At 58.3% G+C, this 21880-nt stretch carries 20 protein-coding genes; 10 read left to right on the top strand and 10 right to left on the bottom strand.

Features of this window, described 5'->3' with window-relative positions; all coding sequences use genetic code 11:
• Window positions 1-63: 63 nt before the first annotated feature.
• A complete protein-coding gene (locus ACR0NN_RS11830; RefSeq protein ID WP_480684720.1) occupies window positions 64-285 on the bottom strand; it encodes a hypothetical protein in 222 nt (73 codons plus the stop codon).
• Window positions 286-620: 335 nt separating this feature from the next.
• Window positions 621-2279 carry an NAD+ synthase gene (locus ACR0NN_RS11825; RefSeq protein WP_170721990.1) on the bottom strand — a complete coding sequence of 553 codons (1659 nt, stop codon included), beginning with the start codon at window positions 2277-2279 and terminating at the stop codon, window positions 621-623.
• Window positions 2280-2426: 147 nt separating this feature from the next.
• Here ACR0NN_RS11825 and ACR0NN_RS11820 point away from each other — a divergent pair, with 147 nt between their 5' ends.
• Complete coding sequence (locus ACR0NN_RS11820) at window positions 2427-3923, top strand: 2-isopropylmalate synthase (RefSeq protein ID WP_170721992.1); 1497 nt, start codon at window positions 2427-2429, stop codon at window positions 3921-3923.
• 7 nt (window positions 3924-3930) lie between these two features.
• Here ACR0NN_RS11820 and ACR0NN_RS11815 read toward each other — a convergent pair whose 3' ends face one another.
• The gene (locus ACR0NN_RS11815) at window positions 3931-4596 is read right to left on the bottom strand and encodes an SDR family NAD(P)-dependent oxidoreductase (protein ID WP_170721995.1); all 666 of its coding nucleotides are present in this window, start codon (window positions 4594-4596) and stop codon (window positions 3931-3933) included.
• A gap of 274 nt (window positions 4597-4870) precedes the next feature.
• On the opposite strand from ACR0NN_RS11815, the gene ACR0NN_RS11810 reads away from it, so the two are divergent.
• Window positions 4871-6439 carry a 2-isopropylmalate synthase gene (locus ACR0NN_RS11810; RefSeq protein WP_170721997.1) on the top strand — a complete coding sequence of 523 codons (1569 nt, stop codon included), beginning with the start codon at window positions 4871-4873 and terminating at the stop codon, window positions 6437-6439.
• A gap of 166 nt (window positions 6440-6605) precedes the next feature.
• Here the strand turns inward: ACR0NN_RS11810 and ACR0NN_RS11805 are convergent, their stop codons facing one another.
• Window positions 6606-7391, bottom strand: coding sequence for a 23S rRNA (adenine(2030)-N(6))-methyltransferase RlmJ (locus tag ACR0NN_RS11805; RefSeq protein WP_170722003.1), 786 nt, complete (start codon window positions 7389-7391; stop codon window positions 6606-6608).
• A gap of 155 nt (window positions 7392-7546) precedes the next feature.
• Between ACR0NN_RS11805 and ACR0NN_RS11800 the strand changes: the two genes are divergently transcribed.
• The 6 genes from ACR0NN_RS11800 to ACR0NN_RS11775 are packed head-to-tail and all read left to right on the top strand — an operon-like array spanning window position 7547 to window position 14106.
• On the top strand, window positions 7547-8593 hold the full coding sequence (locus ACR0NN_RS11800) for a rod shape-determining protein (RefSeq protein WP_170685433.1): 1047 nt from the start codon (window positions 7547-7549) through the stop codon (window positions 8591-8593).
• A gap of 56 nt (window positions 8594-8649) precedes the next feature.
• Entirely contained in the window at window positions 8650-9552 is a 903-nt protein-coding gene (gene mreC / locus ACR0NN_RS11795) for a rod shape-determining protein MreC (protein WP_170722008.1), read from the top strand.
• On the top strand, window positions 9545-10081 hold the full coding sequence (locus ACR0NN_RS11790) for a rod shape-determining protein MreD (RefSeq protein WP_170722009.1): 537 nt from the start codon (window positions 9545-9547) through the stop codon (window positions 10079-10081). The genes mreC and ACR0NN_RS11790 overlap by 8 nt, the downstream gene beginning before the upstream one ends.
• Window positions 10078-12027 carry a penicillin-binding protein 2 gene (mrdA, locus tag ACR0NN_RS11785; protein WP_170722010.1) on the top strand — a complete coding sequence of 650 codons (1950 nt, stop codon included), beginning with the start codon at window positions 10078-10080 and terminating at the stop codon, window positions 12025-12027. The genes ACR0NN_RS11790 and mrdA overlap by 4 nt, the downstream gene beginning before the upstream one ends.
• Window positions 12024-13163 carry a rod shape-determining protein RodA gene (gene rodA / locus ACR0NN_RS11780; RefSeq protein ID WP_170722022.1) on the top strand — a complete coding sequence of 380 codons (1140 nt, stop codon included), beginning with the start codon at window positions 12024-12026 and terminating at the stop codon, window positions 13161-13163. The genes mrdA and rodA overlap by 4 nt, the downstream gene beginning before the upstream one ends.
• Window positions 13164-13173: 10 nt before the next feature.
• Window positions 13174-14106 carry a 2-hydroxyacid dehydrogenase gene (locus tag ACR0NN_RS11775; protein ID WP_170722027.1) on the top strand — a complete coding sequence of 311 codons (933 nt, stop codon included), beginning with the start codon at window positions 13174-13176 and terminating at the stop codon, window positions 14104-14106.
• Here ACR0NN_RS11775 and ACR0NN_RS11770 read toward each other — a convergent pair.
• The 6 genes from ACR0NN_RS11770 to ACR0NN_RS11745 all read right to left on the bottom strand — a co-directional run bounded on the left by ACR0NN_RS11770 (window position 14103) and on the right by ACR0NN_RS11745 (window position 20666).
• A complete protein-coding gene (locus ACR0NN_RS11770) occupies window positions 14103-16118 on the bottom strand; it encodes a M3 family metallopeptidase (RefSeq protein ID WP_480684716.1) in 2016 nt (671 codons plus the stop codon). The two genes, ACR0NN_RS11775 and ACR0NN_RS11770, sit on opposite strands and share 4 nt — an antisense overlap.
• A gap of 52 nt (window positions 16119-16170) precedes the next feature.
• A complete protein-coding gene (locus ACR0NN_RS11765; protein ID WP_170722032.1) occupies window positions 16171-17229 on the bottom strand; it encodes a molybdopterin-synthase adenylyltransferase MoeB in 1059 nt (352 codons plus the stop codon).
• Window positions 17229-17684 carry a dUTP diphosphatase gene (gene dut, locus ACR0NN_RS11760; protein ID WP_170722033.1) on the bottom strand — a complete coding sequence of 152 codons (456 nt, stop codon included), beginning with the start codon at window positions 17682-17684 and terminating at the stop codon, window positions 17229-17231. Before dut ends, ACR0NN_RS11765 begins: the two co-directional genes overlap by 1 nt.
• Window positions 17685-17694: 10 nt before the next feature.
• Window positions 17695-18906 carry a bifunctional phosphopantothenoylcysteine decarboxylase/phosphopantothenate--cysteine ligase CoaBC gene (gene coaBC, locus ACR0NN_RS11755; protein WP_170722034.1) on the bottom strand — a complete coding sequence of 404 codons (1212 nt, stop codon included), beginning with the start codon at window positions 18904-18906 and terminating at the stop codon, window positions 17695-17697.
• 63 nt (window positions 18907-18969) lie between these two features.
• On the bottom strand, window positions 18970-19791 hold the full coding sequence (locus ACR0NN_RS11750) for a ChaN family lipoprotein (protein ID WP_170722036.1): 822 nt from the start codon (window positions 19789-19791) through the stop codon (window positions 18970-18972).
• Entirely contained in the window at window positions 19788-20666 is an 879-nt protein-coding gene (locus tag ACR0NN_RS11745; RefSeq protein ID WP_170685339.1) for an RNA polymerase factor sigma-32, read from the bottom strand. Before ACR0NN_RS11745 ends, ACR0NN_RS11750 begins: the two co-directional genes overlap by 4 nt.
• Before the next feature lie 102 nt (window positions 20667-20768).
• On the opposite strand from ACR0NN_RS11745, the gene cobU reads away from it, so the two are divergent.
• Window positions 20769-21290 (top strand): bifunctional adenosylcobinamide kinase/adenosylcobinamide-phosphate guanylyltransferase, encoded by a 522-nt coding sequence (gene cobU, locus ACR0NN_RS11740; protein WP_170722038.1) that lies wholly within the window; start codon window positions 20769-20771, stop codon window positions 21288-21290.
• A complete protein-coding gene (locus ACR0NN_RS11735) occupies window positions 21287-21865 on the top strand; it encodes a histidine phosphatase family protein (RefSeq protein WP_170722040.1) in 579 nt (192 codons plus the stop codon). Before cobU ends, ACR0NN_RS11735 begins: the two co-directional genes overlap by 4 nt.
• Window positions 21866-21880 lie beyond the last annotated feature (15 nt).

Raw genomic sequence — 21880 nt, 5'->3', positions numbered from 1 at the left:
ATTGCAGGAACCTGTGGCCAATCGGCCAACGCGCGGCGATTCCCGCCGCACATAACCTTCTGATCAGGCCGCCCCGGACAATTGCGCCCACTTTTGACGCAGCACCGAGCTTAGCCCGTGTTCAGTTTTCGTCGCGATCGATTCCTGCGACTGCAGAACCGGGAATTCCGGTCGCAAAAGCGATGTGCCGGATGCCGTCTGCGACGCAGGCGCCTCTTGGCTCAAGATATCCGCAATCGCTGCATCAACGGCTGCTTCATCAAGTTCGCGAGGACGAGATTCCATCGGCTTCAACAGCGACGGAGAATGAAGAGGTTTATCGTACCCATTCGTCATTTTACCACCAATACCTTTACTGACATCCCAAACACGGATGCCCTTTCCAGCTTAACAATCCAGATCGTTGGGTCTGAAAATGGCAGGCCAACCTACCGGATTGCGTCACACCCGCCCCATATGAGGCGAACCCCTGTCACAAATGTGGCAAAAAAGGGACCCGCGTACAAGTCAAACCTGAGTTTTCATCGCACAAACAACGGCATAGCAGTTACAATGGAATTCTGATCGTACCATTGGTTCGCAAATCGCAACAATATCGACGCTGGCACCGAGAACAGCGCTTAGTTCCGATCTCGCCAGCGATTCACGATGGGGTATCGACGATCCAGCCAGAAGGCCCTTGGCGTCAGTCGAGTACCCGGCGCAGATTGGAAGCGCTTGTATTCACTGATATAAATTAGATGCTCAACGCGCCGCGCTTCAGCCTCATCGAAGCCAGCGGCGACGCAATCGGCTATCGAGCCGTCCTGATCCACCAAAATATCAAGAATTGCGTCGAGAACCGGGTAATCCGGCAGGCTGTCGCTATCTTTCTGATCCTCACGCAGTTCGGCACTCGGCGGCTTGTCGATGACCGAAGGACGAATGACCTCTCCTTGCGGGCCCATCATCCAATCGCGGTGATTGGCGTTGCGCCAACGGCAGGTTTCAAACACACGGGTCTTGTACAGGTCTTTGATCGGGTTATAGCCACCGTTCATATCTCCATAGATGGTGGCATACCCCACCGCGACCTCGGATTTATTGCCAGTGGTCAGCAGCATCTCGCCAAACTTGTTCGAGATCGCCATCAGCAATAAGCCACGCAGGCGCGACTGAACGTTTTCTTCGGTCAAATCCTCATCGCGCCCGGCAAACAGCGGCGCAAGCGAGTTGGTCACCGCGGTCCGGCCTTCGGAAATCGGCACGAAATCATAGTGAACACCCAGCGCCTTGGCGACGGCTTCGGCATCATCCAAAGAGCTTTGGCTGGTATATTCCGAAGGCAACATCACGCAGCGCACATTGTCCGCGCCGATGGCATCAACTGCAATCGTTGCAACCAGTGCCGAGTCGACGCCCCCTGACAGGCCAAGCACCGCCTTTTTGAAGCCGGTTTTATCCATGTAGTCACGCAGGGACTGGACCATCGCGCGATAGTCCTGCTCCCACTCATCCGGCTGCGGAACCACCTCTGCAAGATCGATCTGCCAGCCGTCTTTTGTGCGCAACAGGTCGATATTTTGCACCGCCTCATCAAAGACGGGCATGCGAAACGCAAGCTCTCCGCCGGGGTTCAGACCAAAGGTGGCACCGTCAAAAACCTGATCATCCTGACCGCCGACCATGTTCAGATAGATCACCGGCAGACCGGTCTCGACCGTGCGGGCCACCATATGGTTCAGCCGGATATCGTATTTGTTTCGGAAATAGGGCGAGCCGTTGGGGATCAGCAGAAACTCGGCCCCGGTTTCCTCAAGCGTTTCGGCGACATCCTCGTGCCAGCCATCCTCGCAAATCGGGCTCCCGATGCGGACATTGCCCACAGCATAAGGCCCACCCATCGGACCGGCGTCATACAAGCGCACTTCGTCAAAGACGGTTTCGTTCGGCAAGTGGTGCTTGAGGACCTTGCTGACAATCTTCCCGCCCCGAAGGATGAGATAGGCGTTATAAAGCTTTTCGTCTTCGACCCAAGGGCCACCGATTGCCAGAGCAGGGCCATCGGCGCAGTCTTCCGCCAGTGCCTGCACGGCCCGCATGGCAGCCCGGTGAAATACCGGCTTCATCACCAGATCCTGAGTGTTATAGCCGGTGATGAACATTTCAGGCAGTGCTACCAGATCGGCCTGTGCTTCGCGCCCCTTCTGCCAAGCTGCTGTAGCCTTTGCGGCATTGCCTTCGATATCCCCAACAGTTGGGTTCAATTGCGCCAGAGTGATGCGGAAACGGTCGGCCATTTTGCCCTCTTGCCCTCGTCAGTCCTTCAGGGATTTAACAGATCACAGCGCGAGTGAAAGGCAAATGCGGCAAAACCCGTTGCTCTGCCCCCGACGGTATCCTAGTTTTGCGCCAACACGTCATAAGAGCCGCAGGCAGGTACAAATATGAAAGCGATCCGCACATCCATTACCGCTGCTACATTTGCCATGCTGGTACAATTTGCGTCAGCGCAACAAAACGATCAGGTCAGAATAGCTGACGACGACGTCGGAGGTGTCTATGAAGGCACATTCGAAAACGGCCTGAGGCACGGCACCGGGACTTATCGGTTGCCAAGCGGGTTCGAATACTCCGGGCAATGGATCGAAGGTGAAATCCAGGGGCAAGGCGTTGCGCGCTACACCAATGGCTCAATCTACGAAGGCGAGTTCGTCAAGGGCCAACCAGAGGGTCGCGGCAAGATTACATATGCCGATGGGCAAACCTATGAAGGCGAATGGTCCAATGGCGCGATCAATGGCGCGGGCATTGCAGAATACATCAATGGCATGCGGTATGAAGGCACGTTCAAAGAGGCTCAGCGCCACGGTCAAGGTGTCCTAACCGGCCCTGACGGATACGTCTATGATGGCGACTGGGTCGATGGCCGCAAGGAAGGCAAGGCCAAGATCACCTATGCCGATGGCAGTACTTATGAGGGCGACGTCAAGGCAGGCAAGCGCAATGGCACCGGCAATCTGAACCTCGCTGGCGGGATGTCCTATTCCGGCGAATGGGTCGACGATCAAATGACCGGTAACGGGCGGTTGGCCCTGCCTAATGGGGATGTCTATGAGGGTGCTTTGGTCAGCGGGCGGCGTCAGGGCGAAGGCAAGGTTACCTATGCCAGCGGTGCGGTGTACGTGGGCAATTTCGCGGATGACCTACGCGACGGGCAAGGGACCTTTACCGGCCCTGATGGCTTTCGCTATTCCGGCGAATGGTCAGATGGTCAGATCGCCGGTCTGGGCGAAGTAACCTATGCGGATGGGTCCGTGTATGTAGGCGATTTTTTGGACGATCTGCAGCACGGCAAAGGCCGCACGACCTATCCAAACGGCACTGTCTATGATGGTGATTGGGTCGCTGGCGTGTTTGAAGGCACAGGAACCGCGACATATCCCAATGGCACGGTCTACACGGGCCAATTCAAAAATGCGCGCAGCCATGGCAAAGGCGTTCTGACCTTCGCCAACGGCTATCGCTATGATGGGGATTGGGTAGATGGCGTCCGACAAGGCAAAGGCAAAGCCACATTTCCTGATGGAACCATCTACGATGGCGATTTTCTGGATGGTCAACGCCACGGCGTAGGCACGCTGACTCGCCCCGGTGGCTTCAGCTATTCGGGCGAATGGTCCGGAGGGAAAATCAACGGCGCAGGGACGGCCACCTATGAAACCGGCGACGTTTATGAGGGCAATTTCCTGGACAACAAACGCCACGGAGAAGGCACAATGCGCTTCGCCGGTGGTGAGGTCGAAACGGGCACCTGGGAGAACGATACACTCGCGCGTGAAGCCGAGACTGCAATCGAAACGCCAGAACCAGAGCCTGCGCCTGCGCCTGCGCCGTCAGATCCCGAATCCAACGCGGATACCACGGATACAAGCGACGGCTAGGCGCGACCTACCAGGGCACACGTTTCCCAGCCCAATCGTAGAACCCACCCGTATCGGCAGGTGAAAGCCCCGCGATCACAGCAAGCAAATTCTGCGCCGCCGCCTCAGGCTCGACCGCTGGATGGCGTCCAAGATATTTCTGCGTGAATGCCGTCTTGACCGTGCCGGGATGCAACGCGACACAGGCCGCTTGTCTGTGGGTGCGCGCCAGTTCAATTGCCGCCGTATGGACGATCTGGTTCACCGCGGCCTTTGCTGCGCGATAACTTACCCAGCCTCCCAACCGGTTATCTGCAATTGACCCAACGCGCGCCGATAAGACGACGATTGCCGATCGCCGGTCTCGCGGTAATAGTCTGTATGCCTGTTTAAGAACCAACGCCGGACCAACCGCATTCAGGGCAAACTGATCCATCATCGCGTGGGCAGAAACCGCACGCATCGACTTTTCAGGTGTTGCCCCGTCAATCTCAAGCGCTCCGGTTGCGACAATAACTGCGTCGAACGGCCCGGGGAGAGACTCCAATATCTGTTCGGCCTTATCTGGGACACTCAGATCAAACCCATCCACAGATCGGGACAGACGCGCAACCTCAACACCCTGCACCTGCAATTGCGCACTCAGCGCGCGTCCAATTCCGCCAGAGGCGCCAATAATCAATGCAGTTTCCATGGTTTCAGAGCTAGACGAAATCCCGGCACCTTCAACTGATTACTCAAATTCCACCCCTATTCATTTTCCCGCTTTTCATTCACGACCTGCGCTGTATAAGCTGGATGCATGATCAACCGCGCAGATATCGCTTTTGCTGACGCCGCCCAATGCGGTGCGTCGCTGCGTGGTCTACTGATCCTAATCCGCCTCTGAGCGTGCCATCCGGCGCGCCCGCTCAGAGGAGGACGCCAGCGCGCCAAGAGGCTTAGGACAGAAGAAGAAAGAGTACCCCATGACCAATGTAACCGACCAAGACCGCGTCTTGATCTTCGATACCACCTTGCGCGACGGCGAGCAGAGCCCCGGCGCGACCATGACCCATAACGAAAAGCTGGAAATTGCCGAGCTTCTCGATGAGATGGGGGTCGATATCATCGAGGCAGGTTTCCCGATCGCATCAGAAGGCGACTTCAAGGCGGTGTCCGAGATCGCTGAGCGGTCGAAAAACAGCCGCATCTGCGGCCTTGCGCGGGCGAATTTCGCTGATATCGATCGGTGTTGGGAGGCGGTGAAACACACCGAGAAGAACCGGATCCACACCTTTATCGGAACTTCCCCGCTGCACCGCGCCATCCCGAACCTAACGATGGACGAGATGGCCGACAAAATCCACGAAACGGTCAGCCATGCGCGCAACCTGTGCGAAAACGTGCAGTGGTCGCCGATGGATGCGACCCGGACTGAGTGGGATTACCTGTGCCGCGTGATCGAGATTGCGATCAAGGCGGGTGCTACCACGATCAACATCCCCGATACGGTTGGCTACACCGCCCCGGTCGAAAGCGCGGATTTGATCAAACGCCTGATCGAGACGGTGCCGGGCGCGGATGAGGTGGTTTTTGCCACCCATTGCCACAACGATCTTGGCATGGCGACTGCGAACTCGCTGGCTGCGGTCGCAGGGGGCGCACGGCAGATCGAATGCACGATCAACGGCCTGGGTGAGCGCGCAGGAAACACCGCGCTGGAAGAGGTCGTGATGGCCCTGCGCACGCGTAATGACATCATGCCATGGCATACCGGCATCGATACGACCAAGATCATGCACATCTCGCGGCGGGTGGCGACGGTTGCAGGCTTCCCGGTCCAGTTCAACAAGGCCATTGTCGGTAAGAACGCCTTTGCCCACGAAAGCGGCATCCATCAGGATGGAATGCTGAAGAACCGCGAAAACTTCGAGATTATGCGGCCCGAAGATATCGGGCTGTCGGGCACATCTTTGCCTTTGGGCAAACACTCGGGCCGCGCCGCATTGCGGGACAAGCTGGAAACGCTGGGTTATGAGGTCGGAGACAACCAGCTTAAGGACATTTTCGTCCGGTTCAAGGACCTTGCCGACCGCAAGAAAGAGGTCTTTGACGATGACCTGATCGCCTTGATGTCGCTGGACGACGACGATGATCGCCTGCAACTGGTGTCGATGAAAGTGACCTGCGGCACCGGCGGGCAGGCTGAATCGACGGTCGAATTGGAGTTCGATGGAAAAGACGTCATCGCGACCGAGCACGGCGATGGTCCGGTTGACGCGACCTTCAAAGCGATCCGCGCAATCTATCCGAACAAGGCGCATCTGCAGCTGTATCAGGTGCATGCGGTCACCGAAGGCACGGACGCTCAGGCGACGGTTTCGGTGCGGTTGGAAGAGGATGGAATGATCGCGACTGGTCAATCCGCCAACACTGACACGGTTGTTGCTTCGGCCAAAGCCTATATTCACGCGCTGAATCGCCTGATCATGCGGCGCGAAAAGGCAGGCCCCGGGGCCGACGCACGTGAGATCAGCTATAAAGACCTGACCTGATCAAAAGGCGAAACGCTCCCGCACCCGCGGCGGCCCGGCTTCGCCGACCCTTCTTGGGTTTTGAGCCCGGCGGCGCGCCTCTGGCGCGCCGCCGGGCTCAACGCGTTTGACGGCATCTTTGATGCAGGCAAACGGAGCGGGAGCATTTACACTGCGCTCAAAGTGTTCAGAGTTCCGGGAACATTTGGGACAGACGATGTGTTTCCTCTTCGATCCCAAAGGGCGCATTCAGTATAAACATTCCCGATCCCACCATGCGATGGCCTTCACGCGCCGGAGGAAATGTAACGTCGTGGCAAATCGTTTTCGGATATCCAGCGGATTTCAGCGACGAGATCATCGCCTTGTGTCGCGCATCCGTCAGGATTGGATACCAAAGTGCGATCACCCCAACATTCCACTTGCGATGCAGCTTGGCTATAAGCCCGGGCATGCGATCATACTCGGCCTTTACTTCATAGCTGGGATCAATCAGCAACATCCCCCGCCTTGGCGTTGGCGGCAGCAGGGAATGCGCCAAGTCAAAGCCATCCTGCTGATAGACCTTGGCTCCGAACGGAGACAGCGTCAGCGACAGCGCCGCATGCTCTTGCGGATGCAACTCGGCAAAGTGCAGGCTATCCTGAACGCGTAGCAAATTGGCCGCGATCAGTGGTGATCCGGGATAGGCCTGCGCCCCATGGCGAGCCTGCACGGCCTTCAACACCTGTGCCAGCGGGTGACCCGGGTCAAACCACTCCTCTCGCTGCGCCCGCGCGATACCGGCGGCTGCTTCACCCGTCCGAACCGCTTCGGCCGCATCAAGCTGATATAACCCACGCCCCGAATGTGTTTCGATATAGCTGAGTGGTTTGTCCTTTTGGGTCAGATACTGCAGCGTCCACGCCAATAATGTGTGCTTTTGTACATCAGCCAGATTTCCTGCGTGGTAAATGTGTTGATATGAGAGCATCTTGCCTTCTAAAGTCCCCATCAATAAGGCGGAAAGGTGCTGACTGTCGCGGAATCAGCCCTTTAACCGGGCGAGTTGGCACCCTATAAGGCATCCGTCCCGGAACCGTCGAGTCGCGGGCAGTGGAAATTCTGATAAACGGGATCAGTGAAAATATGGGCATCTTTGGCAATCTGGGCGGCCTGTTCTCAGCAGACATGGCAATTGACCTCGGGACGGCGAACACGCTGGTTTATGTCAAAGGGCGCGGCGTGATCCTGTCGGAACCTTCGGTTGTGGCGTATCACGTCAAGGATGGTGTGAAGAAAGTTCTGGCCGTCGGGGAAGATGCCAAGCTGATGCTGGGGCGGACCCCGGGTTCGATCGAAGCGATCCGTCCAATGCGCGAAGGTGTCATCGCCGATTTTGACACCGCCGAAGAGATGATCAAGCATTTTATCCGCAAGGTGCACAAACGCTCGACCTTCTCGAAGCCGAAAATCATCGTCTGCGTCCCTCATGGTGCAACGCCAGTAGAAAAACGCGCGATCCGCCAGTCGGTTCTGTCTGCAGGTGCGCGGCGCGCGGGCCTGATTGCTGAACCGATTGCCGCAGCAATTGGCGCGGGCATGCCGATTACCGATCCGACCGGTAACATGGTCGTCGATATCGGCGGCGGCACCACCGAAGTGGCTGTTCTGTCGCTGGGTGACATCGTTTATGCCCGTTCGGTCCGCGTTGGTGGAGACCGGATGGACGAAGCCATCATCTCGTACCTGCGTCGCCAGCAGAACCTGCTGGTCGGTGAATCCACCGCCGAACGCATCAAGACCACCATCGGCACCGCCCGCATGCCCGACGATGGGCGCGGCCAGTCGATGCATATCCGGGGCCGTGATCTGCTGAATGGTGTGCCGAAAGAAATCGAGATCAGTCAGGCCCAAGTGGCCGAGGCGCTCTCGGAACCGGTTCAGGCAATTTGCGAAGCCGTAATGACCGCGCTGGAAACTACGCCACCGGATCTGGCCGCAGACATTGTGGACCGGGGCGTGATGCTGACCGGCGGTGGCGCTTTGCTGGGTGATCTTGACCTGGCATTGCGGGAACAGACCGGTCTGGCCGTGTCGATTGCCGATGAAAGCCTGAATTGTGTGGCTTTAGGCACCGGAAAGGCGCTGGAATACGAAAAACAACTGCGCCACGCGATTGACTACGAAAGCTAAGGCGCGCACCCTATTGGGGTGAGAACTCGGGCACGAGCAGCACGGGAAGGTAACCTGTGGCAAAGGACCGATCACAGCGCGATGAATACACGACACCCCTGCGCCGGTTGTTGCTGGGGATCGTCGTTCTGTGCCTGCTTGGTATTTTCCTTGTCTGGCGCATTGACAGCCCGCGTGTCGAACGTTTCCGGGCTCAGGTGCTGGACACGGTTGTACCCTCCATGGAGTGGGCAATGGTGCCTGTTACGGCGCTGGTGAACCTGTCTCGTGATTTTCAAAGCTACCAACGCCTCAGCGAGCAGAACCAGGAGTTGCGCAGCGAATTGCGTCTGATGCGCGCGTGGAAAGAGGCCGCGCTGCAGTTGGAACAGGAAAACGCCCGGCTGCTGGATTTGAACAACGTGCGACTTGATCCGCGCCTGACCTACGTAACCGGTGTGGTGATGGCAGATAGCGGTTCGCCGTTCCGGCAATCGGTTCTTCTGAACGTGGGTGAACGGGACGGCATCAAGGATGGTTGGGCGACCATGGACGGAATTGGCGTTGTCGGACGCATTTCGGGCGTTGGGGCGGATACAGCCCGCGTCATACTGATGACAGATGCCTCAAGCGCGATCCCTGCGACCATCCAGCCCTCGGGCCAGACAGCTCTGATAACCGGCGACAACAGTGCCGCGCCCACAGTCGAATTTCTTGAGAACCGAGAGCTTGTGCGCCCAGGTGACCGTGTTGTGACTTCAGGCGATGGCGGCGTGTTTCCCGGCGGGCTGCTGATTGGACAAATCGCCGTTGATCCAGGCGGCCGGTTGCGCGTGCGTTTGTCGGCGGATTTCGAGCGGCTGGAATTTCTGCGTGTGCTGCGGTTCCAATCTGCCCCACCAATCACCGATTCAGGGGATATTGTCGGCCCGCGCCGACCCGAGGCATCATTGACCCCGGCTGAGGTCAGCGATGGATAGGGCGGTTACTCACCTTTGGGCCAAACGCGGTCTCTATGTCGCTTTGGCAATACTCGTGGTGTTCTTGCATCTGCTTCCGCTGGATGCAAAACCAGATCGCTTGCCGTTTCCCGATGTATTGATCGCGCTCACCTACGCATGGGTGTTGCGGCGATCCGAATATGTCCCGGTCCTGATCATCGCCATCGTCATGTTCATGGCAGATTTGCTGCTACAACGCCCGCCGGGCCTGTTGGCCGCGCTGGTGGTGCTCGGCGCGGCTTACCTGCACACCGCAGCGCCAGGCATGCGGGATGCAGGATTTGTCAGCGAATGGACAACTGTCGGAGCGGTCATCGCTACCGTCTTCGTGCTCGATCGTATGATTCTTGCGATCCTGTCCGTGCAGCAAGCGACGCTGGGACCGGTGATCATTCAAGTGCTCATGACGATTGCTATTTATCCACTGATGGTTTTGCTTAGCCAGACAGCATTTGGCGTGCGGCGTAAATCAGTCGCAGACAACGGAACGGCAAGGGTGCGGCCATGAAGCAGCGCAAACCCAAACCACAAGGTCTTGCATATAAGCGGCTGCCGCGCCGCGCCCTGATCCTTGGCGGGCTACAGACCGCCTTTATCGGAGGACTGGCGGCCCGCATGCGTTTCATGCAGGTCGATCAGGCGGACGAATACCGTCTGTTGGCCGAAGAAAACCGGATCAATATTCGCCTGATCCCACCCACCCGAGGCCGGATCTATGATCGCAACGGGCAGATAATCGGCCAGAACTCACCATCCTATCGCATCGTCATCGTGCGCGAAGATGCGGGGGATATCGATGAAGTCTTCGCCAAGCTGTCTAATCTGATCCCACTGACCGAGGATGAGATCGAGCGCGCCAAAACCGAGATGCGCAGATCAGCCCCTTTCCTGCCCGTCACGCTGGCCGATCAGGTGACGTGGGAAGATATCTCAAAGGTCGCAGTCAACGCCCCTGCCCTGCCCGGCGTCACGCCCGAGGTGGGTCAAACCCGGCAATACCCCAGATATGAGGATTTCGCGCATATTGTCGGGTATGTCGGCCCGGTCAGCGACTATGACCTGAGCCAGATCGAAGACCCGGAACCTGTGCTGCGCATCCCCCGGTTCCAAATCGGCAAGGTTGGTCTGGAAGCCAAGCAGGAATTCGAGTTGCGCGGCAGGGCCGGATCAAAAAGGGTTGAGGTCAACGCCACCGGGCGCGTCATGCGTGAACTGGACCGTCAAGAGGGCCAGCCGGGCGCAGATCTGCAGCTTTCCGTGGACGCGGATCTGCAGCAATATGCTCAGGCGAGGCTGGCCGGGGAAAGTGCGGCTGCCGTAGTCATTGACTGCGAAACCGGCGATCTGCGGGCAATGGCCTCGGCGCCCAGTTTCGACCCGAACCTGTTTGTGCGTGGTATCTCAGTTGCGGATTACCAGTTTCTGACACAGGATAAATATCGCCCGCTGGCCAACAAGACGGTTCAAGGAACTTATCCGCCCGGTTCGACCTTCAAGATGGTCACGGCCTTGGCTGCACTTGAAGCAGGCGTTATTGGCCCCGGCAACACAGTCTACTGCCCCGGCCACCTGAAGGTTGGCAGCCGCCGCTTCCACTGCTGGAAACGCGGCGGGCACGGGATGGTGGACCTAAATACGTCGCTCAAGCGGAGCTGCGATGTTTATTACTACGATGTGGCGATAAAGGTCGGCATCGACAAAATCTCTGAGATGGCGCGCACCCTTGGTCTGGGTGTCAAGCACGATATCCCCATGTCCGCCGTGCGCGCGGGTTTGGCCCCCAATCAGGAATGGAAACAACGGACCCATGGCGAGGACTGGTTGATCGGTGATACGGCCAACGCATCGATCGGGCAGGGCTTTATGCTGGCCTCGCCAATGCAATTGGCCGTAATGACTGCGCGGATCGCCACCGGGCGCGCTGTTGCACCCCGTTTGGTGCGATCAATCGACAGCGTGGAACAGCCAACGGGCGCCGGTGATCCGCTAGAGATCAACCGTACAAACCTTCGGTATATTCGCGAGGCGATGTGGTCAGTGTCGAACGACCGGCGCGGCACAGCCTATCGCAGCCGCATCATCGCCGATGATTTCCGTATGGCGGGCAAAACGGGCACCAGCCAGGTGCGCAATATCACCAAGGCGGAACGCGCGGCAGGCGTGATCCGCAATGAGGACCTTCCTTGGGAACGGCGCGACCATGCTCTGTTCGTCAGCTTTGCGCCTTATGACAATCCCAAATTTGCAATCGCGGTTGTGGTCGAGCATGGGGGCGGTGGCTCTAAGGCGGCGGCCCCCGTCGCGCGGGACATCATGCTTCAGGCGCTATACAACGGCACCCCGCCGCTTGAGGCCTACCCTGTCGCTGATCGAGAGCGCATCAAGGAACAACAAAAACGGCTTGAGGGCGACCGCCGCCCCAAAGCGCGGCCCGACGCAAAGGATCGCGCATGAGCTATCTTGAATACGCCGTCAAATCCACGCCATCAGGCTTCCGCAAATTCCTGTATATGAATTGGCCGCTGACGCTGTTGCTGATCAGCGTCGCCAGTGCTGGCTTCCTGATGCTCTACTCGGTCGCTGGTGGATCCTGGACGCCATGGGCTGAACCGCAGATGGAAAGGTTCGGGCTGGGTCTGGCGGCCATGTTCATCATCGCCTTGGTACCGATCTGGTTCTGGCGCAACATGTCGGTTGTGGCCTATCTGGGCTCGATCGGTCTACTGATTGTCGTCGAGTTGTTTGGCACCATTGGCATGGGAGCACAGCGCTGGATTGACTTGGGGTTCATGCGGCTCCAACCTTCAGAGGTGATGAAAGTCGCGCTGGTGATGGTGCTGGCCGCTTATTACGATTGGTTGCCCGCGCATAAAACCTCGCGCCCGATTTGGGTGATAATCCCTGTCCTGCTGATCCTGATCCCCACCTTCATGGTGCTGCGGCAGCCCGATCTTGGCACGTCGATCCTGTTGCTTGCGGCGGGTGGTGGCCTGATGTTCCTAGCTGGTGTTCACTGGGCCTATTTCGCTGCGGTGATCGCGGCTGGGGTTGGTCTGATCGCAACCGTGTTCAACAGCCGTGGAACGGAATGGCAGCTTCTCAAGGACTACCAGTTCAGGCGCATCGATACCTTTCTTGACCCCTCAACCGACCCGCTTGGGGCGGGGTATCATATCACCCAGTCCAAGATTGCACTGGGTTCGGGCGGCTGGAACGGGCGCGGCTTCATGGAAGGCACGCAATCGCGTCTGAACTTTCTGCCCGAGAAACACACTGATTTCATCTTCACCACTCTGGCTGAAGAGTTCGGCTTTGTTGGTGGCATCACCCTGCTGATCCTATACGGCATGATCCTGATCTTCTGCATGGTCACGGCATTGTCGACCAAGGATCGGTTCTCATCTCTGGTGACACTGGGCATCGCGCTCAATTTCTTCCTCTTCTTTGCGGTCAATATGTCGATGGTGATGGGTCTGGCACCGGTTGTCGGAGTACCACTGCCCATGGTCAGCTATGGTGGTTCGGCAATGCTTGTGCTGATGGCTGCTTTCGGTATCGTGCAAAGCGCCCATATCCACCGCCCCCGCTGAAAGGTTCTTTATGCCCGTGAACATCCTGTTTTCTGCGCGCCCCGGATTGTGGCCGGAGTATGAGCCTTTCATGCGCCAACACTTGGCCAATTCGGGACTGGACTACCACCTTGCCACGGACATCCCTGCCGATCAGGTTGATTACGTGGTCTACGGCCCAACCGGACCGCTGCAGGATTTTACCCCTTTCACACGTCTCAAAGCAGTGCTGTGCCTCTGGGCCGGGGTCGAGAAAATCTCGGGCAATAAAACCCTGACGGTTCCACTGACGCGGATGGTTGACGAGGGGCTGACGCAGGGCATGACCGAATGGGTGGTCGGGCACGTGCTGCGCCATCATCTTGAGATGGACCAACATATCACGCAGCAGGATGGCACATGGGCACCAAATGCGCCGCCGTTGGCGTCGCAACGCACGGTCTGCATCCTGGGGTTGGGCGCGTTGGGAGAGGCCGCTGCCCGCGCATTAGTGGCGTTGAATTTCAATGTCACAGGATGGAGCCGCACCGCAAAAGATATACCCGGCGTGACCTGCCTGCATGGTGCTAACGGGCTGCGCGATGCACTTTCGCAAGCCGAGATCGTGGTACTGCTGTTGCCCGACACCCCGGCGACCGAGAATACGCTCAACGCTGAAACGCTCGCCCTATTGCCGACAGGGGCCAAGATCATCAATCCGGGGCGCGGGCCGCTAATCGATGACGATGCCATGCTGGCGGCGTTAGATTCCGGTCAGGTTGGGCATGCCACGCTGGACGTGTTTCGCACTGAACCATTGCCGTCCGAACACCCGTACTGGGCGCATCCCAACGTCACTGTAACCCCGCATATCGCCTCGGAAACCCGCCCCATCACCACAGCAAAGGTGGTTTGCGAAAACATCCGCCGAGGCGAGGCAGGAGAGCCCTACCTGCACCTCGTAGATCGGGACCTGGGCTACTAGGTCGCAATCAGGCCGCGACCTTTCAGCAGGGCTTCGACGCCAGGCAGGCGACCGCGGAATGCCAAATACAGGTCTTCGGCCTCGCGCGATCCTCCGGTGGATAAGATGTTGTCCTCCAACGCTTTGGCCCGTTCCGGATCAAACGCACCGCCTGCTTCCTCGAAGGCGGCGAACGCATCGGCATCCATGACCTCGGACCACATGTAGCTGTAATAGCCAGAGCTATAGCCGTCGCCTGCAAACACATGCGCGAAATGCGGTGTTGCATGGCGCATGCCGATCGCCGGGGGCATGCCGATCTCAGCCAAAACTTCGGCCTGTCTCGCCATCGGGTCAGCAGGTGCCGTACCATTGTGGAATGCCAGATCGACAAGTGCCGAGGCGACATATTCCACCGTCTGAAATCCCTGATCGAAATTAGCGGCCTTCAGCACTTTCTCAAGCATCTCCTGCGGCATCGGCTCACCGGTTTCGGCGTGGGTTGCAAACTCGGCCAAAACCTCAGGCACTTCAAGCCAGTGTTCATAAAGTTGGCTAGGCAGTTCCACGAAATCACGCGCGACGGATGTGCCCGAGATGCTTTCATAGGTCACGTTGGACAGCATTTGGTGCAGGGCGTGGCCGAATTCATGGAACAGCGTTCTCGCATCGTCATATGACAGCAGCGCTGGGTCACCTTTGGCGAAGTTGCAGACATTGATCACGACCGGGGCTTGAATGTTCGGGAACTTCGCCTGCCCACGCATCGCGCTGCACCATGCACCCGAACGCTTCGATCCGCGTGCGAAATAATCTCCGATGAAGACGGCAATGTGCTGGCCGTTCCGCGTGACCTCCCACGCACGACAGTCCGGATGATAGAGCGGCACGTCCAACGGCGTAAACTCCAGCCCGAACAGACGGTTGGCGCAGGCAAACGAGGCCTCGATCATCCGGTCCAGTTGCAAGTACGGCTTCAGCGCGGCCTCATCCAGATCATGCTCGGCCTTGCGCCGTTTTTCGGCATAGTAGCGCCAGTCCCAGGTCTCCAACGGGCCATTAACACCGTCTTCCTGCATCATCTGCGTTAGCAGATCGGCATCCGCATCCGCGCGGGCTTTTGCGGGCTCCCAGACTTGCATCAATAGCTCGCGAACGCGATCTGGAGTCCGCGCCATTTCGGTTTCCAACTTGTAGTCGGCAAAGCTGTCATAGCCGAGCAACTTGGCCCGTTCCTCTCGCAAGGCCAGAATCTCAGCCGCGATATCGCGGTTGTCAGTCTCTCCGCCATTCGCGCCGCGCGCCACCCAGGCACGATAGGCTTTTTCCCTAAGATCGCGGCGTGGCGAGAATTGCAAGAACGGTACGATCAACGAGCGCGACAATGTCACGACGGGACCATCCGCGCCCTTTTCCTGACCAGCTGCGTGGGCTGCATCAACGACGAACCCCGGCAGTCCTTCCAGGTCTTCTTCGGTCAGGTCCATGAACCAATCGCGTTCATCCGCCAACAGGTTCTGTGTGAAGGACGTGCCCAATGATGCCAAGCGCGCCTTGATCTCTTGCATCCGCGCATCGTCATCGCCGGTCAGTGCAGCACCTGCGCGCACGAACCCGCGATGCGACAGCATCAATACGCGCGCCTGTTCGTCCGTCAGTTCCATATCGCTCCGTCGATCCCACAGATCCGCCACCCGCTGAAACAGGGCTTTGTTCGAGGAGATCCGCGAGTAGTGCGACGCAAGTTTCGGGGAAAACGCGCGCTGCAGTTCCTCGCGCTTGGGGTTGCTGTCGGCACCCGCTTCTGTGAAGAAGACCGACAGAACCTTGTCCATCTGTTCCCCAGCGGCCTCAAGTGCCTCAATCGTGTTGGCGAAGGTGGGCGTATCCGAGTTTGCTGAAATCGCCGCGATCTCGGCATCATGCGCTTGCATCGCCTGTTCCAGTGCAGGGGCAAAATCATCGTCCGAAATCGCAGCGAACGGCGCGATTTCGAAGGGCGTATTCCAGTCGGACAGGATCGGGTTGGTCATTGAGGTCTCCTTTGACCTCATAGCTAAGACCGCGTGGCAGAATGATCCAGTGCTAGCCCGGAATTTGATCCCCTGAACCGCAAACCGGGCAGTCTGTGCGGCGCGCCAAGGTGATCTTGCGGCTTTCACCATAGAGCGCATCGTAGATCAGCATCTCACCCCGCAACGCCTGCCCGGCACCAGTGATCACCTTGATCGCCTCAACGGCCATCATCGAGCCAACTACGCCGGGCAGTGGCCCGACCACACCCGCCTCGGCGCATGAGGGCGCAAGACCGGGGGCTGGCGCTTCGGGGAATATGCATTGATAACAGGGGCCCGAGGTGGCGGGATCGAACATGCTCAGCTGTCCTTCCCATTGCGACAGCGCGCCCGAGATCAGCGGTTTGCCCAGCGCCGCAGCGGTTCGATTGGCGAGATAACGGGTCTCGAAATTGTCGGTGCCATCAAGGATGAGATCAAAGTCAGCGAATAAATCTGCGGCAATCTCTTCGGTCAGACGACGGTGATAGGGCAGGACCACCACATTGGGGTTTTGCGCCACCATGGCCTGCTGGGCAGAAAACACCTTGGGCATGCCGATATCCGCATCACGATGGATCACTTGCCGTTGCAGATTGGCATTCTCGACCTCATCATCATCAATCACACCAATGGTGCCTACTCCGGCCGCGGCCAGATATTGCAGCGCGGGCGCGCCAAGGCCCCCGGCCCCGATCACCAGCACACGCGCCTGTTTCATCCGCTTTTGACCCGGGCCGCCAAGTTCGCGCAACACGATATGGCGGGCATAGCGTTCAAGTTCGGTTTCGCTGAATTGATCGGATGGCATGGTGGGCTCCGTTGTTGGGCTGGACGCCGCGCGATTGCGCAACGCCTTGATGCCCCGCCCATAAAGCAGAACCATAACGGCCACGCCAGCGAGGATCAGCCACATCGCCGCAGACCCACCAGTCGCTTGGCGCAATGGATTGCCCTCGGGCAACACGAGTTGAGCAATGATCACGCCCGTCAGCAATGCGCCAACAGAAACCATCCGCGCGTTGCGCGACACGCCAGCCATATAGCCGACGCCCCAAAGCCCGGCGGCCAAGATCAGAACCAGCAGCATCAGCCCTGCCCGGTTGACCCGAACCCGCCCGCGCCGCGGTCGGTTTCACTGAGAGCCTCAACACCTTCAAAAGTGGCCTGCACAACAGGCGCAACAATCAACTGCGCGATACGCTCGCCATGTTTGATCTCGAACGGTTCCTGACCTGCATTCATCACGATCACACCCAGCGGGCCACGATAATCGCTGTCTATAGTACCCGGAGTGTTGGGCAAGGTAATCCCGTGCTTCAAAGCGAGGCCCGAACGTGGTCGCACCTGAACTTCATAGCCTTGCGGTATTTCGATCCGGAGGCCCGTGGGCACCAGCGCACGATGGCCCGGCTCTAGGATAATTGATGCGCCATCCGGCAGGTTGGCACGCACATCTGCCCCAGCAGCGCCCGATGTTTCATAAGACGGCAATGGCACCGACGGATCTGCCCCTTCCTCGCGGATCACACGAATTGCCACCATCACTGCACCTCTAGTCTTTTGGTTCTTGTTCGCTCAGCGCCTCAGCGATCCTGTTCGCCAACCGCTTTGCCACATCGTCTTTTCCCATGCGCGGCCATTCCTCGACCCCTTTGTCCGAGATCAGGATCACAGCATTCTCGGACCCGCCCATGATGCCTGTCGCAGGGCTGACATCGTTCGCAACAATCCAGTCACACCCCTTACGGGCGCGTTTTGCGGTGGCGTGTTCGATCACATTGTCCGTCTCAGCCGCAAAGCCCACAACCAAACCGGGCCGGTCCATTTCCAGATGCGCAATGCGCTTGAGAATGTCCGGGTTCTCGGCAAAGTTTAGCGCGGGCAATCCATCGCGGCTTTTCTTCAGCTTTTTGTCTGATGCGCGAGACACCCGCCAATCGGCCACGGCGGCCGCGAATATGCCTGCATCTACGGGGAGTGCCGCATCTACCGCATCCGACATCTGTTGTGCTGTTTCGACCCGCACAATTTTCACCCCGTCAGGGGGTGGCACGTCAGCCGGGCCAGTAACAAAGGTAACTTCGGCCCCCAGCGCAGCCAGCGCACGCGCCACAGCCGTTCCCTGCGCGCCTGAGGACCGGTTGGCGATGTAGCGTACCGGGTCAATCGGCTCATGCGTGGGGCCGGATGTCACCAGAATGCGCTTGCCTGCCAAGGGACCCGCCGCAAGTTGTGCTTCGATCGCAGCGACGATCTCAAGCGGTTCAGACATGCGGCCCGGACCGTATTCACCGCAGGCCATATCACCCTCGTTCGGGCCGACAAACCGTACTCCATCCGCTTCTAGCTGCACTTGGTTGCGTCCGGTCGCTGGATGCTCCCACATACGAACGTTCATCGCGGGTGCGCACAGAACCGGCGTGTCGGTCGCCATCAGCAGGGTTGAGGCCAGATCATTCGCCAATCCGCCTGCCATCTTGCCCATCAGATCGGCGGTTGCGGGCGCAACCACGATTAGATCAGCCGAACGGGACAGTTGGATATGCCCCATCTCGGCTTCGTCGGTCAGGTCAAAGAGGTCTCGATAGACCTTCTCTCCAGCCAAGGCAGACACGGATAGCGGAGTCACAAACTCTTCGGCAGCGCGGGTCAGAACCGGCGTGACTGCCGCCCCGCGTTCCCGCAAGCGACGGATCAGGTCCAGCGACTTATAGGCCGCGATCCCGCCGCCGATGATCAGCAGAATGCGTTTGGATGACAGCATGTTTCGCCCTTCCCGTCCCGGTCGGCCCTGACATTAGGCAACGCTGCCGGGCAGTTCCAGCAGTTAATTCTGCACCTCAAAGGCTTTGCAGGGGTCCTCACGCTCAGCCGCGGGGCTATCGATCACAGCGTCAAACTCTCCGTCCACTATCCCATCTTCGGATTGGCCCAGCACAAAGACCCTAAGACCCGGGCGCAGACGTGACAGAAAAGTTGGAATCCCGCGATCCTTTCGCGCGTGGCCGTTGCCGGTGATTACCGCAATCGGCCCGCCAGTCTCATCTGCGGCCTTCAAAATGGCACGGGCCAATACAGCATCGCGCAGCCGCTGAATCGCGACCATCTGCGGCAGCGCTTCGGCGGGCAAGGCATCACAATGCGCCGCCAGTTGCTCAGCCTCTCGTGCGGATTGCTCTTCAGCCGACAGCGGCACGGTCAGTCCGTATCTGGCCGCATCCGCACCCAATGCGGTGGCCGCCCCACGCTCCATCGCAGCGCGCGCGGCTGCTCTGGGGACCATCGCGCCGTAAACCGGCACGTTCGCCGCCTGAAAAACAGGGTAATACATACTGAGCGGAGGCCAGCCGGATTCGGCCCAACGCAGTATTCTGGACAGCTCATCTGGATTGGTTGCCGCTTTCTGCGCTAACCGCTGAGCCCCTTCTTCGGTCACCATTTCCCAGACAACCGCTGAAGGCTCTATCTCTCCAACCGCTTCGGCCTGAACAAGGTGATGCTGCGGATTGTCATGAATCTCGCCCAGAATAACGACATCCGCCAAACGCATGTCGTCCAGTACATCCTGAGGAATGAGTTCATCCGCGCGGCTTGTTCCTGGCAAAGCCAAGAACACTACGAAAGCTGCAAGAATCGCAATTGGTCTCATGCGAAGAAGTGTTGCACCTCGCGCGATTGCGCTTCAAGGTTCTTGCGCATCTTGATGAACGCCGCCGCCTCAAGCTGACGCACGCGTTCTTTCGACAGGCCAAGCTCCTGACCGAGGCTTTCCAGCGTTCTTGCGGGTTCACGCAACTTGCGTTCTCGCACGATAAATTGCTCACGATCGTTCAAGGCTTTCATCGCGGCCACCAGCCATTCGCGCAATTGCTGATTGTCATGGCTGTTCTCGACGGTTTCGGCGGCCTGTTCGCTTTCATCTTCCAGTGCATCGATCCATTCGCGCCCATCCTCGTCCGCCGATTGCACCGCGTTCAGCGAAAAATCCGATCCGGCAAGCCGACCCTCCATCATTTCCACATCCCGCAACGGAACACCGATTTCAGTGGCGATCATCTGATGTAACTGATGACGGTCCAAATCCAGACCCTCAGTCGCTGCTTCGCGCTCGAGCCGCGCCTGCACGCGGCGCATATTGAAGAACAGAGACTTCTGGGAAGAGGTCGAACCGGTACGAACCATCGACCAGTTGCGCATGACATAGTCCTGTATGCTGGCCTTGATCCACCAAACCGCATAGGTCGAAAACCGCACGCCCCGATCCGGGTCAAACTTGTCGGCGGCTTTCATCAAGCCAAGGCCGGCTTCCTGAATCAGGTCGTTCATCGGCGCTCCATAGCGTTTGAACTTCGCCGCCATAGAGATTGCCAACCGCATATAGGCGGTAATCAAACGATGCAGCGCTTGCTCATCCCGATCATCGCGCCACGCATATGCCAGCCTTAACTCAGTCTCGGCATCCAGCAATTCCGCCTTCATTGCCTGCCGGGACATCGAAAAATCATGTGCGTTGTCCAGTGCCATGCAATTCTCCCCTTAATCACAGACTATGCGCCGGGCTTGCTTTGCCGACTCAGGGTCGATACGCAGAGCAAAACCGGGTGGATCACCAGAAAGGTAATAAAAGTGCATCCCAATTTAACCTTTGTCTTGGGCGGCGCGGCATCCGGAAAGTCCTTTTTTGCGGAGCAACTTGTTGTTACGACTGGGAAAAGGCGTGTTTATCTGGCGACTTCACAAGTGTTTGATGACGAAATGCGCCTAAAAATCAGGCAACATATTGCACAACGCGGCAGCGGATGGACGACTATCGAAGCGCCATTCGATCTCTTACCGGAACTTTCAAAGCTGACGGCTGATCAGGTTTGTCTGATCGATTGTGCAACCATGTGGCTGACAAATCACTTACTTGCAGAGAATGATCTTGAGGGCGTGCAGGCCAGACTTCTGAATGCGTTGACAACCTGCGCCGCGCAGATCGTCATTGTCTCAAACGAGGTGGGTCATGGGATTGTGCCAGACAACGCGCTGTCCCGCCGCTTCCGCGAAGCGCAGGGTCGGCTAAATATTGCACTGGCCGCGCATGCCGATCGTGTTGTGCAGGTTACGGCGGGGCTGCCATTGGTTCTGAAAGGCGCGCCGCTGTGACTCGTCTGCATTTGGTGCGGCACGGCCCAACCCACGCAAAAACCATGGTGGGGTGGTCAGATATCCCCGCTGATCTAAGCGACCACGCGGCAATCGCCCGTCTCGATGAACATCTGCCATCGAGCGCCTTCGTTGTCTCATCAGACCTATCGCGCGCTGTTGACACAGCAACTGCAATTCAAGCCAAGCGCCACCGCCTGCCACATCAAAGTGAACTGCGCGAAATCAATTTCGGCACGTGGGAGATGCGCCCCTTTGCCGAGATTGAAGCCGAAGACCCCGAACTGAGTTTTGCCTATTGGGACAACCCCGGCGACGTCAGGCCACCGGGTGGTGAAAGCTGGAACGAGGTGCGCAGTCGCATCGACGCGGCCATTGATGCCTTGATCGCAACCCATATCGGACAAGACCTGATTGTGGTCGCCCATTTTGGTGTGATCCTGACACAAGTCCAACGGGCGCTAGACGTCGAAGCACAAGAAGCCTTCGGCCACCGCATCGATAATCTCTCGGTCACAGAGATCTTGAGACACGACGCGGGGTGGTCCGTCGAGCGGATCAATCACCGACCGTGATCGGGTTGCGCACAA

Source organism: Ruegeria sp. BA2 (assembly GCF_056539605.1).
The sequence above is the reverse complement of the archived record's forward strand: the minus strand, read 5'-3'. Positions and strand labels throughout refer to the sequence as shown.